This is a genomic window from Burkholderia sp. BE12, from assembly GCF_002959955.1.
Classification (GTDB): Bacteria; Pseudomonadota; Gammaproteobacteria; order Burkholderiales; family Burkholderiaceae; genus Burkholderia.
The window spans coordinates 1-14,933 of record NZ_PREY01000028.1 but is presented as its reverse complement, the minus strand read 5'-3'; the positions used below and the strand labels follow the sequence as shown (position 1 = coordinate 14,933).

Annotated in this window: 15 protein-coding genes and 1 pseudogene; 11 read left to right on the top strand and 5 right to left on the bottom strand. The window is 66.5% G+C overall.

Annotated elements, in window-relative coordinates; genetic code table 11:
- The first annotated feature begins 99 nt into the window (after nucleotides 1-99).
- From C4B30_RS26285 to C4B30_RS26275, 3 genes are all read left to right on the top strand, one after another.
- Nucleotides 100-471, top strand: a complete 372-nt coding sequence (locus C4B30_RS26285; protein WP_027786329.1) for a CidA/LrgA family protein — start codon at nucleotides 100-102, stop codon at nucleotides 469-471.
- Entirely contained in the window at nucleotides 468-1,202 is a 735-nt protein-coding gene (locus C4B30_RS26280) for an LrgB family protein (protein WP_027786330.1), read from the top strand. Before C4B30_RS26285 ends, C4B30_RS26280 begins: the two co-directional genes overlap by 4 nt.
- Before the next feature lie 223 nt (nucleotides 1,203-1,425).
- A complete protein-coding gene (locus tag C4B30_RS26275; protein ID WP_027786331.1) occupies nucleotides 1,426-1,731 on the top strand; it encodes a hypothetical protein in 306 nt (101 codons plus the stop codon).
- An 88-nt stretch (nucleotides 1,732-1,819) separates the two neighbouring features.
- On the opposite strand, the gene wrbA is transcribed toward C4B30_RS26275, so the two are convergent.
- Together wrbA and C4B30_RS26265 are read right to left on the bottom strand one after the other, a co-directional pair.
- On the bottom strand, nucleotides 1,820-2,422 hold the full coding sequence (wrbA, locus tag C4B30_RS26270; protein ID WP_027786332.1) for an NAD(P)H:quinone oxidoreductase: 603 nt from the start codon (nucleotides 2,420-2,422) through the stop codon (nucleotides 1,820-1,822).
- Between the two features lie 61 nt (nucleotides 2,423-2,483).
- Nucleotides 2,484-3,209, bottom strand: coding sequence for a pirin family protein (locus C4B30_RS26265; protein WP_027786333.1), 726 nt, complete (start codon nucleotides 3,207-3,209; stop codon nucleotides 2,484-2,486).
- 129 nt (nucleotides 3,210-3,338) lie between these two features.
- Between C4B30_RS26265 and C4B30_RS26260 the strand changes: the two genes are divergently transcribed.
- From C4B30_RS26260 to C4B30_RS26250, 3 genes are all read left to right on the top strand, one after another.
- Nucleotides 3,339-4,256, top strand: coding sequence for a LysR family transcriptional regulator (locus C4B30_RS26260; protein WP_027786334.1), 918 nt, complete (start codon nucleotides 3,339-3,341; stop codon nucleotides 4,254-4,256).
- A gap of 115 nt (nucleotides 4,257-4,371) precedes the next feature.
- A complete protein-coding gene (locus C4B30_RS36120; RefSeq protein ID WP_256980735.1) occupies nucleotides 4,372-4,506 on the top strand; it encodes a hypothetical protein in 135 nt (44 codons plus the stop codon).
- A gap of 187 nt (nucleotides 4,507-4,693) precedes the next feature.
- The gene (locus C4B30_RS26250) at nucleotides 4,694-5,713 is read left to right on the top strand and encodes a lysozyme inhibitor LprI family protein (protein ID WP_034185516.1); all 1,020 of its coding nucleotides are present in this window, start codon (nucleotides 4,694-4,696) and stop codon (nucleotides 5,711-5,713) included.
- Between the two features lie 14 nt (nucleotides 5,714-5,727).
- Here the strand turns inward: C4B30_RS26250 and C4B30_RS26245 are convergent, their stop codons facing one another.
- Nucleotides 5,728-6,798 (bottom strand): LacI family DNA-binding transcriptional regulator, encoded by a 1,071-nt coding sequence (locus tag C4B30_RS26245; RefSeq protein WP_027786336.1) that lies wholly within the window; start codon nucleotides 6,796-6,798, stop codon nucleotides 5,728-5,730.
- A 241-nt stretch (nucleotides 6,799-7,039) separates the two neighbouring features.
- On the opposite strand from C4B30_RS26245, the gene rbsK reads away from it, so the two are divergent.
- The 4 genes from rbsK to C4B30_RS26220 all read left to right on the top strand — a co-directional run bounded on the left by rbsK (nucleotide 7,040) and on the right by C4B30_RS26220 (nucleotide 11,434).
- Nucleotides 7,040-7,966, top strand: coding sequence for a ribokinase (gene rbsK, locus C4B30_RS26240; protein ID WP_027786337.1), 927 nt, complete (start codon nucleotides 7,040-7,042; stop codon nucleotides 7,964-7,966).
- A gap of 45 nt (nucleotides 7,967-8,011) precedes the next feature.
- Nucleotides 8,012-9,349 carry an MFS transporter gene (locus C4B30_RS26235; protein ID WP_080681418.1) on the top strand — a complete coding sequence of 446 codons (1,338 nt, stop codon included), beginning with the start codon at nucleotides 8,012-8,014 and terminating at the stop codon, nucleotides 9,347-9,349.
- A 41-nt stretch (nucleotides 9,350-9,390) separates the two neighbouring features.
- Complete coding sequence (locus C4B30_RS26230; protein WP_027786339.1) at nucleotides 9,391-10,338, top strand: dihydrodipicolinate synthase family protein; 948 nt, start codon at nucleotides 9,391-9,393, stop codon at nucleotides 10,336-10,338.
- A gap of 448 nt (nucleotides 10,339-10,786) precedes the next feature.
- Complete coding sequence (locus C4B30_RS26220) at nucleotides 10,787-11,434, top strand: hypothetical protein (RefSeq protein ID WP_027786340.1); 648 nt, start codon at nucleotides 10,787-10,789, stop codon at nucleotides 11,432-11,434.
- A 123-nt stretch (nucleotides 11,435-11,557) separates the two neighbouring features.
- Here the strand turns inward: C4B30_RS26220 and fliD are convergent, their stop codons facing one another.
- Complete coding sequence (fliD, locus tag C4B30_RS26215) at nucleotides 11,558-13,072, bottom strand: flagellar filament capping protein FliD (RefSeq protein WP_027786341.1); 1,515 nt, start codon at nucleotides 13,070-13,072, stop codon at nucleotides 11,558-11,560.
- 980 nt (nucleotides 13,073-14,052) lie between these two features.
- On the opposite strand from fliD, the gene C4B30_RS26210 reads away from it, so the two are divergent.
- Nucleotides 14,053-14,466 (top strand): DoxX family protein, encoded by a 414-nt coding sequence (locus tag C4B30_RS26210; protein WP_027786342.1) that lies wholly within the window; start codon nucleotides 14,053-14,055, stop codon nucleotides 14,464-14,466.
- A 303-nt stretch (nucleotides 14,467-14,769) separates the two neighbouring features.
- Here the strand turns inward: C4B30_RS26210 and C4B30_RS26205 are convergent.
- Nucleotides 14,770-14,933: pseudogene (locus C4B30_RS26205) on the bottom strand (IS256 family transposase); the annotation flags it as partial.

Sequence of the window (14,933 nt, the reverse complement as noted above, 5' to 3'; positions counted from 1 at the left end):
TTGGTACGATCGCGCGTATCGTTCACGCCGGCGTCGCAAGTCGCCGGCTCATCGGCCGCGCGGCTGCACGGTCGCGGCCAGGTTCGGGAGAAGCGGTTCATGTTGCAGGCGTTCGCGGTCTTGCTGATCTTCCAGTGTCTCGGGGAAGGCGTGTCCCATCTGTTCGGCCTCCCGGTGCCGGGCCCCGTGATCGGCATGCTGCTGCTGTTCGGCTTCGTGATGCTGCGCCCGCAGGTGGCCGATGCGATCGAGCCGACCGCGCTCGAGCTGCTGCGTCATCTGTCGCTGCTGTTCGTGCCGGCCGGCGTCGGCATCATGGTGTCGGCCGACCGCGTGCGCGGCGACGCGGTCGCGGTTGTCGTCGCGCTGGCCGTCAGCACCACGCTCGCGATCGCGGTGACGGCGCTCGTCACGCGCGCGCTGCTGCGGCGCCAGCGCCGCGCGGGCGGCACCGCGGAGGGCGCGCAATGACGGCCTTCCCGAAGCTCGGCGCGATCTGGGTCTATCTCGCCGCGAGCCCGCTGCTCGGCCTGACCATCACGCTGGTCGCGTATCTGTTCGCCCAGGCCGTCTATGCGCGGGCGCGCTTCAACCCGCTCGCGAATCCGGTGCTGATCGCGGTCGCGGTGATTGTCGTGCTGCTGACGCTCACGCATACGCCGTATCCGACGTATTTCGACGGCGCGCAGTTCGTCCATTTCCTGCTCGGCCCCGCGACCGTCGCGCTCGCGCTGCCGCTGTACCGCCAGTGGTCGAAGCTGCGGCGCGCCGCGCTGCCGTTGCTCGTCGGCCTGCTCGCGGGTTCGCTGACCGCGATCGTGTCGGCGGTCGGCATCGCCGCGCTGTTCGGGGCGTCGCACCAGACGATCGCATCGCTCGCGCCGAAATCGGCGACGACGCCGATCGCGATGGCCGTCGCCGCCGAGATCGGCGGCATTCCGTCGCTCACGGCCGTGCTCGTGATTTCGACCGGGATCTTCGGCGCGGTGTGCGCGCGCGGAATTCTCAATCTGCTGCGGGTCGAGGAGCCGGCCGTGCGCGGCTTCGCGCTCGGCGTCGCGTCGCACGGGATCGGCACCGCGCGCGCGTTCCAGGTCAGCGAGGAGGCCGGCGCATTTGCCGGGCTCGGGATGGGGTTGAACGGCGTACTGACGGCGTTCGTCGTGCCGATCCTGCTGCCGGTGCTGTCGCGCTGGATCTGAGCGCGCGGCCGACGGGGTATCGGTTTCCCGGATGGCGCGGACGACAGGCCGAAAGGACGGCGCCCCCGGCGTGCATGTATCGTGGGCGTTATCAGGAGAATTCAGGAACGCCCGAGGACATTTGCGCAGCGATCGGCTAACGTTGCATCGGCGCCGTTGTCGCAAGCCGTCGCGTGCACGCCGGTGTCCGACCCACACTCAACAATCGACAAGGAGATCGGTCATGAAGCAGTCTCGCGTGGTTTCGGTGGCAGTGGCAGTAGCGGCGTCGTTCGGTCTGTTGTTGACCGCCGCGCCGGCGGCATACGCGCAGGATCCCTCGTCCGCGCCGGTGCCGAAGCAACTCGACAAGGCGCAGAAGAAGGCGGCGCGCAAGGCGGCCCGCGCGCGGCACGCGTCGGACCTGAAGGCGATCGGCACCGGCAGCGGCTACCGGTTGACCAACGACCAGAGCAACTATCCGCAGAACGCCGTGCAGAAGGCGCCCGCGACGAAGGCGGCGCCGGCCGCGCCGGCTTCGGGCCAGTAACGGTCGAAAGCGTTGCACAGGACGAACGGCGCCGGTCGACCCGGCGCCGTTCGTTCGTGTGCGGGCCCCCGGTCGCGGGGCCGTCGCGTCACGACGCGAGCTTGCTCGCGAGTTCCGCCACGTGCTTGCCCTGGTAGCGCGCGATGTCGAGCTCGTTCGCGCTCGGCTGGCGGCTGCCGTCCGTGCCCGCGAGCGTGGTCGCGCCGTACGGCGTGCCGCCGGTGATTTCGTTCATGTTGACGAGCCCGCTGCACGCATACGGCACGCCCACGATCACCATCCCGTGATGCAGCAGCGTCGTGTGGAACGACGTGATCGTCGTTTCCTGGCCGCCGTGCTGCGTGCCGGTCGATGCGAACACGCTGCCGATCTTGCCGACGAGCGCGCCTTTCATCCACAGGCCGCCGGTCTGGTCGAGGAACGTGCGCATCTGGCCGGCCATGTTGCCGAAGCGGGTCGGCGTGCCGAAGATGATCGCATCGTAGTCGGCGAGTTCGTCCACCGTGGCGACCGGCGCGGCCTGGTCGACCTTCACGCCGGCCGCGCGGGCCTGGTCGGCGGGGATCGTTTCCGGCACGCGCTTGAGCGTGACCTCGACGCCGGGCACCGATTTCGCGCCCTCCACGATGTGCTGCGCCATCGTTTCGACGTGCCCGTAGGACGAGTAGTAAAGAACGAGAACCTTGGCCATGTTGCGAATCTCCGATTAAAGGGGCCCCGCGGTCAGCGGAGCCCGGTTTCCCGAACGGGCGTCACGCCCATTCGGCCGTTACTTCGACCGGACGCAGGTCGAACACCAGCACTTCCGCATCCTTGCCGTCCGCGATCGTCAGCGCGTGTTCGCCGCGGATGCGCGCGCCGTCGCCTTCGCCGAGCGTCACGCCGTTGACCGTCACGCTGCCGCGCGCCACATGCACGTAAGCAAAGCGGCTCGGATCAAGTTCCAGCGTAGTGCTTTCGTCGCCGTCGAACAGGCCCGCGTAAATCTTGGTGTCCTGCCGGATCTTCAGCGAACCGGCGTCGCCGGTCGGCGACACGACGAGGGCGAGCTTGCCGCGCTTGTCGTCGGCCGCGACATTCGTCTGCTGATAACGCGGCTCGGCACCCTTTTCGGACGGCCCGACCCAGATCTGCAGGAAGTGGACCGGCGTGTCCGGCGAGTGGTTGAACTCGCTGTGGCGCACGCCCGTGCCCGCGCTCATCAGTTGCACATCGCCCGGCACGATCACCGAGCCGGTGCCCATCGAGTCCTTGTGTTCCAGCGCGCCGTCGAGCACGTACGACAGGATTTCCATGTCGCGGTGCGGGTGCGTGCCGAAGCCGCGGCCCGGGGCGACGCGGTCGTCGTTGATCACGAGCAGGTCGGAGAAGCCGACTTGCTTCGGATCGTAGTAATTCGCGAACGAAAACGTATGACGGGAGCTGAGCCAGCCATGCTCCGCACGGCCACGTTGGTTTGCTGCACGGATATCGATCATGATTTTCTGTCCTTGAAGTCGCCGGACCTCGAAAGTGGGCCCGGCCGTTCGTTGAGATGAATCTTAGGTCAATCGATTTGACAAATAAATCGCTGTAGCGATAATGACTGTCGCTATGGAGTGGACAATATGGAACTCAACGACCTCAGGATCTTCGTCGCGACCGTGGACGCAGGCAGCTTCACGGCGGCGGCCGACCAGCTGATGCTGTCCAAGCAGTTCGTCAGCCGGCGCACGATGGCGCTGGAGGCGTCGCTCGGCGTGCGGCTGCTGCATCGCAATACCCGCAATCTCGCGGTGACCGAATCGGGGCAGGAGTTTTATGCGCGCGCGCAGCGCATCCTCGCGGAGATCGCCGACGCCGAGCAGGCGATGTCGGTGCGCAGCACGGAGCTGCATGGCTCGCTGAAGATCAGCGCGCCGCTGTCGTTCGGAATTACGCACGTGTCGCCGCTGATCGCCGAATTCCTGTCCGCGCACCCGGCCGTGCGGCTGAACCTCGACCTGACCGACCGGCGCGTCGACCTGATCGGCGAGGGCTTCGACCTCGTGCTGCGGATCGGCTCGCTCGAGGATTCGACGCTGATCGCGCGTCCGCTCGGCGCGTGGCGGATGATCGCGTGCGCGAGCCCCGCCTACCTGAAGCGGCACGGCGCGCCGCAGACGCCGGCCGATCTGGCCGGCCATACGTGCGTGCTGTACGGGCGCGAGCGGCGGGTCGGCTGGGAATTCCGCGTCGACGGCGCGGCACGCACGTTCGACGTGCAGGGCCCCCTCGTCGCGAACAACGGCGAAGTGGTGCGCGACGCCGCGATCGCGGGGCTAGGCATCGCGCTGCTGCCGCACTTCATCGTCGGCGCGGCGCTCGACAGCGGGGCGCTGGTGCCGGTGCTCGATGCCTACGTGCCGCCGCCGATCACGCTCAATGCGGTGTTTCCGCAGCACCGGGAGGGGTTCGTCACGCTGCGCACGTTCATCGGGTTTCTCGCGGAGCGGCTCGGGCAATCGACGCCGACGGGCGCGAGCGGGGCGGGCCGGATACGGTAGCGGGGTATTTTGCGGTGAATGTGGCGATTAATCTCCGCATGATTTGCGGAGATTGTTGAGTCATGCGGCGTATCGGACTTGGCGCATCCGGTGCTCGTCACTGGAAGACGAAAGCATGACTGCGCATGACGACTGCGTGATGGTGTTCATCGGGATCATCGATCCCGCGACGGAAGCTGCGTTGCGCGACGGCGTCGGGCGCTGCTGTGCGGTCGCCGAAATGGTTGCGACGACATCGAACGTCGATTGATCGGCGTCGCGCATCCGGGTTACGCTTCGGCGGGCGGCGGCATGCGCTGCATGCCGGGCCGGGCGTTTTTACTTCGAATGTCGCGTGCAGGTAGCTTCTACGGGCGCGCGACCCAGCGACGATCAAGCCGATGACAACCCAGAACCGATCGAATTCGCGCGGGCAAGCCGCGATTCCCGCCTGTGAAATGCCGCGCACGCGGCTGCCCTCCATCGCGGCGGCCGCGCTGCTGATGCTGATGCTCGCACCGGTCGCCGCGCATGCGGCCGGCTTCGACTGCGGGAAGGCCGCGTCGCCGACCGAGAAGACGATCTGCGCGAAACCCGCGCTATCGAAACTCGACGGCGATCTGTCGGCCGCGTGGAAGACGGCGCTCGCGAAGGGCGGCGATACGGCCGCGCTGAAGGCCGCGCAGTTGAAGTGGCTCAAGCAGCGCGACCAGTGCGGCAGCGATGCGTCATGCCTGGGCGACCGCTACCGCGAACGGCTCGCGAGCCTGAGCGGCATGCCGCTCGCTGCCGATCGCTGGCAGCAGACGTGGCATCGGACGAGCGACAACCCGTCGTTCGGCGGCGAACTGACGTTCACCGGCACGGTGCCGCGCCTGCATTTCGAGCTGAGCGCCAACAACGGCGCGAATACCGGCGGGCTCGACGGCGACATCATGTTGCACGGCGACAGCGGCACCTACCGCCAGAACAAGTGCCGGCTCGACTTCGACCGCAAGGGCGGGCGCATCCGCGTCACGCAACAGGGCGCCGATTTCGATTGTGGCGCCGGTGCGGGCGTGACGTACGCAGGCGACTATGTGACCGCCGCGCAGTCGCAGGCCGAACCGAAAGCCGACCTGCTGAGCCTCAAGGTCGTCGCCGACGCGCAGCAGAACGCGACCGCGCACAAGCTGCTCGGCGCCGACTATCAGACGCTCGTCGACATGGTCAACTACAGCGCCGAGGAGAAGGATCTCGACGGGCTCGGCGCACACGTGACGTCGTACTGGGTGCGCGGTATCGCGACGACGAACGCGGCGATCGTGATGCGCCGCGGCACCGATCTGTGGATCGGGCTACTCGTGTTCGATGCGAAGAACAACGTCCGGATGCGTTACTACTCGAACGTGCCCGCGTGGAAGAAAACCGTGCCGAAGACGATCAACGCGTGGCACGACAATCTCGACAAGACGCTGCCGATCGACGTGATGCAGTAAGCAGGCGCTGCCCGCTATTTCTTGCGCGTCGCGCGCGCCTGCGTCCGTGCTGGGGGCGCCGCGGATTCCCGTATGCGCAGTTCGGGCAGGACGGCATGGCCGGGCCCCGTCGCGCCGTTCTCCAGCGTGTCGAGCAACGCATGCGCGGCCTGGCGGCCGATCGCGTCGGTGTCGACCCACATCGTCGTCAGCGGCGGCTGGATCTCGCGCGCGAGCGCGATGTCGTCGAATCCGGTGATCGACAACTGCGCGGGCACGTCGATGCCGAGCGCCTGCGCTTCGAGCAATGCGCCGAGCGCGAGCGCGTCGTTGCCGCAGATCACCGCGGTCGGCCGCGTCGCCGCATCGCTGCCGACGATCGCGCGCAGGCTCGCCCGCCCGAACGCGATCGTGGCCGTGCCTTCGTGCTGATGCACGGGGCGCACCGCGAGCCCGTGCGCGGCAAGCGTGTCGTGAATGCCGCGCAGGCGGGCCTGCACGCGATCGTTGTCCGTCGACGGTTGCATGATGATCGCGAAATCGCGGTGGCCGAGGTCGAGCAGGTGCGTGGTGAGCCGTGCGAACGCCGCGCGGTTGTCGAAGCCGATGCAGCAGTGCGGGCTGTCGTCGCGATAGGCGTACGTGACGACGTACGGCACGCGATGCATCGCGAGGAGTTCGAACAGTTCCGGCGGATACGCTTCGCCGACCAGCGACACGGCTTCCACGCCGCGCGACAGCATCGCGCGCACCTGCGCGAGCGCTTGCGCGGGGTCGTAGTTCGAGCAGCCGAGAAACAGCGTGATGCCGTGCTCGGCCATGACCGTCTGCATGCCGGCGACCTGCGACGCGAACACCTGGTCGTCGAGGGTCGGGATGATCGCGCCCGTGATGTGGGTGCGCGTGGACGCGAGCGCGCGGCCGGCCGCATTCGGGATCCAGTTCAGGGCGAGCGCCGCGTCGCGCACGCGCTGCTGCACGTCGGCCGACACCTTGCCGGGATCGTTGTACACGCGCGAGACGGTCGCGGTCGACACGCCGGCCAGTTTCGCGACGTCGCCGAGCACCGAGCGGCCGCTGCCGCGGCGTGCCCGGGGCGTGCTCATCGGCCGTCTCCGCGCGTGGCGGCGGTCCCGCCGCCGTGTGCCGTCAAAAGCGTCATTGTTTACCCTCGATTCGTGATGGCCCCGCTTGCATTCTCGAGCGAGCCTGCGAGAATGTAAGCGCTATCTTGCTGCTGCTTTCCATTATCTCAGACACTCGTTCAATCCGTATGGCGAAATTTTCAGAGACGACGACCCTTCCGGTCATTTTGTCGATCGCAAATGTAAGCGGTTACATCAAGCAATGAACGGCCGTCGATCACCGCGTATTGCCGTCGTCGGCAGCGTCAACATCGATCTCGTCACGCGCGCGCCGCGCCTGCCGGTGCCGGGCGAGACGCTGCTGGGCACGACGTTCGAAACCGTTCATGGCGGCAAGGGAGCGAATCAGGCGGTGGCGGCCGCGCGCCTCGGCGCATCGGTCGCGATGATCGGCTGCGTCGGCGACGACGCGTTCGGTGCACGCCTGCACGGCGCGCTGGCGGCAGAGCGCATCAACGTGACGCACCTGCACCGGATCGGCGGCACGGCGACCGGAGTCGCGACGATTACGGTCGACGACCACGGCGCGAACAGCATCGTCGTCGTGCCCGGTGCGAATGCGTGCGTCGACGCCGACCGGATCGACGCGGCGCGCGACGCGATCGCCGGAGCCGCGCTGCTCGTGTGCCAGCTCGAGGTGCCGGTCGCCACCGTGGCGCGCGCGATTGCCTGCGCAAGCGCGCACCGCACGCCGGTGCTGCTCAATCCCGCACCCGCGCAGCCGCTCTTCGATGCGTTGCTGGCGCGGGTCGACTATCTCGTCGTCAACGAAACCGAGGCCGAGTCGCTGACCGGCATCGCCGTGGGCGACGATGCGTCGGCCGCGCGCGCCGCCGATGCGCTGTGCGCGAAAGGCGTGGGCAACGTGCTGGTCACGCTCGGCGCGCGCGGCGTCTGCTGGCGCGGCAGCGCAGGAAGCGGCCGCCATCGTGCGATGGCGGTGGTGGCCGTCGATACGACCGCGGCCGGCGACACGTTCGTCGGCGGGTTCGCGGCCGCGCGGGCCGGCGGCGCGTCGATGGACGACGCGATCGGCTTCGGCCAGCGTGCGGCCGCGATCAGCGTCACGCGCCACGGCGCGCAGACGTCGATTCCGACGCGCGACGAAGTCAACCGTATGGATACCTGAATTCCGCATGCGACGGAACGGCCGGACCCGGCCCATATCAGTGACATGGAGACAATCGACATGAACTACGACAACCAACCTGTTCCGCACGCGCCGCCACGGATTCGGCGCGGTCAGCGCATCGCGCTCGCGCTGTTGATGGCGAGCGGGATCGTCAACTATCTCGATCGCGGCACGCTGGCCGTCGCGAGTTCGGCGATCCGCGGCGATCTCGGCCTGTCGCTCGCGCAGATGGGGCTGCTGCTGTCGGCATTCTCGTGGAGCTATGCGCTGTGCCAGTTTCCGGTCGGCGGGCTGGTCGACCGCATCGGCCCGCGCCGGCTGCTCGGCATCGGGCTGATCGTCTGGTCGTTCGCGCAGGCGGCGGGCGGCCTCGTGTCCACCTTCGGCTGGTTCATCGTCGCGCGTATCTTGCTCGGCATCGGGGAGGCGCCGCAATTCCCGTCGGCCGCGCGCGTGGTGAGCAACTGGTTTCCGCTGCGCGCGCGCGGCACGCCGACGGGCATTTTCAATGCCGCGTCGCCGCTCGGTACCGCGCTTGCGCCGCTGCTGCTGTCGGTTCTCGTCGCATCATTCGACTGGCGCTGGGCGTTCATTGCGACCGGCGCGCTCGGCCTCGTCGTCGCCGTCGTGTGGTTCGCGCTGTATCGCGATCCGGTGCGCGCGCAACTGTCCGCCGCCGAACGCGGTTATCTCGATGCCGATGCGCAAAGCGTCGTCGCGGCACCGAAGCTGACCTTCGCCGAATGGCGCAGCCTGTTCTCGCACGGCACGACGTGGGGGATGCTGATCGGCTTCTTCGGCTCCGTGTACTTGAACTGGGTCTACTTGACCTGGCTGCCGGGCTACCTGACGATGGAGCGGCACATGAGCCTGATGCGCACGGGGTTTGCCGCATCGGTGCCGTTCCTGTGCGGGTTCGTCGGGTCGCTGGTCGCCGGCTGGCTGTCGGATTTCGTCACGCGCCGCAGCCGTTCGCCGGTCGTGAGTCGGCGCAATGCGGTGGTGGCCGCGATGCTCGGAATGGTCGCGTTCACGATCCCGGCCGCGCTCGTGCAGAGCAATACGGTTGCGCTCGCATGTATTTCGGTGGTGATCTTTCTCGCCAACGCGGCATCGGCGTGCTCGTGGGCGCTCGCGACGGCGGCCGCGCCGCCGAGCCGCATCGCGTCGCTCGGCGCGATCCAGAATTTCGGCGGCTTCATCGGCGGCGCGCTGGCCCCGATCCTGACCGGCGTCATTGCGCAGAAGTGGTCGTTCGTGCCGGCGCTGCTCACCGCGGCGGCGATCGCGTTCGCCGGCGCGATGGCCTACCTGCTGCTCGTGCGCAAGCCGATTCCCGAACAGGCCGCGAACGCCGCGCCCGGACCGTTGCCGGCGTGATCGTGGCCTGCATTCGCATTCACTGAAGGAAGGAGAAACCGATGCAACACTCGCAGCAATCGAACGTGACCATCGAGGGGATCGTGCCGGTGATGCTGACGCCGTTCGACGACGCCGGCTCGATCGACTACGCCGGGCTCGAGCGGCTCATCGAATGGTATCTGGCGCACGGCTCGGATGCGTTGTTCGCGGTCGCGCAATCGAGCGAGATGCAGTTCCTGAGCCTGGCCGAACGCGCGGAACTCGCGCGCTTCGTGGTCGAACGGGTGGCCGGGCGCGTGCCGGTCGTCGCGTCGGGCCACATCAGCGACGATATCGACGCGCAGGCCGTCGAACTGTGCGCGGCGGCCGAATCGGGCGCGCAGGGCGTCGTGCTCGTGACCAACCGTCTCGATCCGCAACGCAAGGGCAGCGCCGCGTTGCTCGACCATCTTCACAGGCTGCTCGCGCGACTGCCGTCGGATCTCCCGCTCGGCCTGTACGAATGCCCGGCGCCTTACCGGCGGCTTCTGTCGGATGACGAACTGCGCGCGTGCATCGACACGGGCCGGTTCGTGATGCTCAAGGACGTGAGCTGCGATCTCGCGACGGTGAAGCGGCGCGTCGCGCTTGCCGCGGGGTCGCCGCTGAAGATTCTGAACGCGAACGCCGCGATTGCGTGGGACGCGATGAAGGCCGGGTCCGCCGGTTTCAACGGCGTGTTCACGAACTTCCATCCCGATCTCTACCGGTGGCTGCGTACGCAAGGCGAGTCGAATCCGGCGCTCGCCGACGAACTGTCGACGTTCCTGGTCGTCTCGGCGGTATCGGAGGCGCTGGGCTACCCGGCGCTCGCGAAGCTCTATCACCAGCGGATCGGCACGTTCGGGTCGATCAAATGCCGTGCGATCGACTACGACGTGCGCGAACGATTCTGGGCGCTCGACGCGGTGCTCGACAAGATCGTGGCCGGCACCGAGCATTTCCGCCGGCGGATCGCCGCGTCATAACGGAGGGCGCGCGCCGCACCGGCAGCGCGGCGCGTGATCGCATCGCGTGCCCCGTGCCCGAGGCCGGCACGCCCGTTGCCTGCTGGAGCGATCCGCGTTGCGCGATGCGTCGCCATCGCGGCGAGATCGTCGCGATTCCCATTCCGTCGATGGCGGCAACGCGTGCCGCCGCGCGGCCGTGCTGTCCGGCTGTCATTCGGCGGTTTTTCACGAAATCACCGAATCACGCACTCGAACCGCCCGCGATCCGCGAGCGCGGTGTCGATGCTCGTCCGGCCATCCTGCTGCGCGTCGTATTGACGATGTCTGACGGACTGTCGACATGTTCTCGCACGCGGCGAGAAAAGCGCACAAATCTGCGCAATCTCGCATCCGTTCGTCGTAACGGTTAGTAATACCATTCCGCGGAGTGACTTTTACCGACGAACCGCTGAAGCCGCATTCGCCCATGCAACACGTGACGACGACAAGCCAGCCGCCGATCCTGGCGGCACCGGTTGATGCGATGCTGCACGCCGTGATCGACGAAGTCGTCCACCGGAGCGTGTCGGAAGCGACGACGCGCAGCGGCTACATGCGCTGCGCCGACTATGCGATCGTCGGCGCGCAGGTGCTGACGCTGCTGACCGGCAAGCCTTATCGGCCGTTCGCGGGTGGCGAAGTGATGGATTTCGGCGGCGGCAACCTGTACGCGCTGTGCACGACGCGCGAGCGGCGCCGCACCGCGCGGCATCTGTCGCAACTCGCGCGGTATCACTGCTGGGTCGAGGCGCGCCACGACGACGTGGGCGGGCGCACGCGCAAGGAGATCGTCGACTTCACGCTGCGCCATGACGAGACCGTTGCGAACCAGTTGGGCATGCCGTTCGCCCGTGCGTACCAGGCCTATTTCTGGGGCTGGGAGGACGAGCACGCGGTACCCGCCGAGTTGCGCGAACATCCGGTATTCGCCAAGCAGGGCCCGGTATGGCGCTGGGCCGAGCGCGAATGCACGTCGCTGCTGCGCGCGTACGAGCGCGAACGCGCCGGTTATTTCGGACGCCAGGTATCGTGTGCAATCGATTTGTTCGCCGACCGCGTCGAAGGTCTCGGCTGACGCGTGCGCGCTGCAAGGACAACCGCGGGCAGGTTGCCGGCCGCGACGATGCGAATCCGGCGGGCGCCGGCGCGCCGCCGGGCATGAACGATGTCTCCGGGCCGCGCGCACCGCGCGACCCGCTCACTTCCTGGACAGCGTGCCGTTACTGTTCGCACCGCCAAACAATCGCGTCAGGTATTGCGAGTTGGTATTCATCCGGGTCATCAGCGTGTTGAGCGCGGTGAACTGCGCCTGATACTGCCTCGTCAGTTGCGCGGCATAGTCGGACAGATCCGACTGCTGCTGCGCGACACGTTTCAGATCGGCGTTCAGTGCGGTCGTGCGCACGTCGATCATTCCGTTCTTCTTCGTGAACTGCGAGATCTGGTCGGCCAGGCGCGTGCCGATTCCATTCTCCGGATTGAACAGGCGCGCGACTCCCGACGGATTGGCGGAGAGCGCGCTGTCGAGCTTCGCGCCGTCGACGTTCAGCGTGCCGTCGCGCTCGAGCTTGATGCCGATCGACAATAGGTTCACGTGTCCGTTGCCCTTCGATGAGGGGGTACCGTTGTCGGCGCCGCGCGCGACGATCGAAGCCAACGCGTTACGGATCGTGTTCAGCGTCGAATCGCCGATCAGCGCGCCTTGCGAGCTTGCGCCTGCCGTGTAGCTCGACAGCGCGCCCATCGTCTTGACGGCGGTGTTGTACAGGCTCACGAAATTCGTGATTGTGGCTGCCTGCGACTTCGTGTCGGTGCTGACCGTCAGCGTCTGCGTATCGGTCGCGCTCACCGCGGCCGCCGACAGGTTCAGCGTGATGCCGGTCAGCACGCCCGATACCGTGTTGCTCGCGCTGGCCGATGCGATTCCGTTGAGCGTGAATTTCGCATCCTGCGCGACGGCGCTCTGCCGCCAGGCGGCCGCGCCGTTCGCCGATTCGATCTTCGACGCGCCGCCGGACGGGTCGGCCGTCGACGTGACGCCGAGATTCGACAGGCCGCTGTCGCCGGACACGTTGCCGACCGCGACGCTGATCGCGTTCGCCGCGCCCGTCTTCGACGACGCGAGCACGAGGTGCGCGCCGTCCGTGCCGTTGATGACCGTCGCGCTGATTCCCGGGTTGCCCGACGCGCCGTTGATCGCCGCCGAGATGCCCGCCAGCGTATTGTTGGTGCCGCGGACTTCGACCTTGAACGACTGGCTGCCGAGCGACAGCGTCAGCGTGCCGGTGCCGAGCGCCTTGCTGCCGTTGAAGCCGGCGGACGATAGCGCCTGCGCGGTCGCGATCTGCGTGACGCCGACCGTGTAGGTGCCGGCGACCGCGCCCGCACCCGCCGTTGCGGTCAAGCCCTTGCCGCTCGCGACGGCGTTGAACGTCGACTGCAGCGCGCCGTTCTTCAGCGACGTCAGGCCGGCCTCGAGCGCGCCGAGCGCCGACGACAACGCGCCGAACGCGGAAATCCGCGTGCTGCCGGTCGCTTGCGACGCGGCAAGCATCGCGGCCCGTCCGGCCGTCTTCGCGTTCACGAGCGTCTTGACGAGCGAGCCGACGTCCATCGCCGGATTGCCGGTCGAGCCGTTGATGATCGATTGCGCCGCCTGTTGCATCAGGCTGTTCGCGTTCGCGCCACTGTTGACGGGCGTGTTCGTTGGCATGGGTGAGCTCCGGTTGAAAGGCGATCCAGTGGCGTACGGCGGTCGAGTCGGCCTGCGGCGATCGGGGCGGGCGCGCGGCGATTCGCGTGCATGGCGCTTTCTCGTATGACGCGTCGCGTGGCTCGCGGGAGTGTCGGGAAAACGTAAGAACGAATCGGTGCGCTATCGTATTCTTAAATCGGTATTAATTAGTCATTTTTTGTAATGTTTCTTGAGGGGAATGTAGGTGGATGAATGGAAGGATGTGGAATGCTGGAAACGTGTGATGCATTTCTCACAAAGGCATGATTTATATCGAATTTATTAAAGGAATTTCGGTAGAGTGGAAGTTTGAGAAAGCATGAATGTTTGGTGACATGCTTTTCGTTGATTTCGCTAAATATAAGGCGGATGAGTCGTCTCGCAGGTCTGGTTTCCATGCGTTTTGGTCGGAGAGGCGCATTCGCGCCATGTCCGTGACTTGAAAAATAATACGGGTATCGCTGGTAAAGACGGGGAGTAACCGGGCTAAAGACGGCGTTGAGGAGTTGCGTATTGGCGGGTGCCGATGGGTCACTAGTGAAATGCGCCGTTTTGATGGCGCGTTCCAATTCAATCCGGAAATATCCACTGATTCCCATAACGTAAAAGAAAACGGACACCTTTCGCGTTGCTGAGAAACAAGGAGGCCGATGGTTTGCGTGGCCAACCACCCGTCGCACAACGGGCCGGTCTTCCCTGATTGTCAACTGATTCGAGACGGCGAATCATATTTGGACGGATTGATGATTTGCGGCGGGACAGTAGACTGCACCCGTGCTTCGCCAGAACCGATTCGGAGCGCGCCGCTACTCGCGGCGTCACCGGGCGGATTCTTCGACGGCAGGCCACGTGGCTTGCCGTCCGATTGCGCGAAGAGTTGGTCCGTAGCCGGCAGAGCGTGCCGATTGGGCGCGCAGCGGCACTGGATGCATCGAACCGTCAATTCAAGGGTGATTGTTATGCGTTACGTTTCATTGGAGTCGAAGAAGGACGAGTTGCTGCTGGCGGCTCGCGTACTGATGATGATCCTGTTCGTGCTGTTCGGCTGGCAGAAGCTGAACGGGTTCTCGGGCACGGTCGCGTATATGGCGTCGACGGGGAATCCGGCGCCCGAGCTGGCGGCCGTGATCGCGGTGGCGGTCGAACTGGTGGGCGGCGTGTTGATCGCGATCGGTTTCTATACGCGTCCGCTCGCACTGGCGTTCGCCGCCTATACGCTCGCCACCGCGCTGATCGGCCATCGCTACTGGGCGCTGCAGGGCATGGAGCAGTACATGGCGATGATCAACTTCTACAAGAACGTGAGCATCATCGGCGGGTTGTTGTTGCTCGCGTTGAGCGGGCCAGGCCGGTATTCGGTTGACCGGAAGTAAGGCGGGACGGTATTTCCGTCCGGTATCTGAAGCCCGGTGCGCTCACGCGTGCCGGGTTTCGTTTTTGCGGGCGACGGAGGAGTCGGTGCGCTGCCGACGACAGAACCGGTGTCGTGCCGAAGCCCGGCGCGCAGCGCCCGTTCGCGGCCGGAATCCGCATCGCGGATCACGCATCGTACGAAGCACGAAGCCGTTGGCCGGCGCGAAAGGCGCGAAAGGCGCGAAAGGGGCGAAGAACGGGGGCGATCGTGTTCCCGATCGGATGGAGGTATCCGGAATTTCGTGTGTGAGGCGGGTTGAGATTCAGACTCCAATGTTGAATCGTTCCGGGTAAAGCAGCGCGAACTGCGTCATCGCGCTCTTCCAATCGTGCCGGGAGCCGGTCCACTTGGCAACGACGTTGCGCAGCGCCAGCCAGATCAGTTTGAGCGCGGCCTCGTCCGACGGGAAGTGGCCGCGCGCCTTGA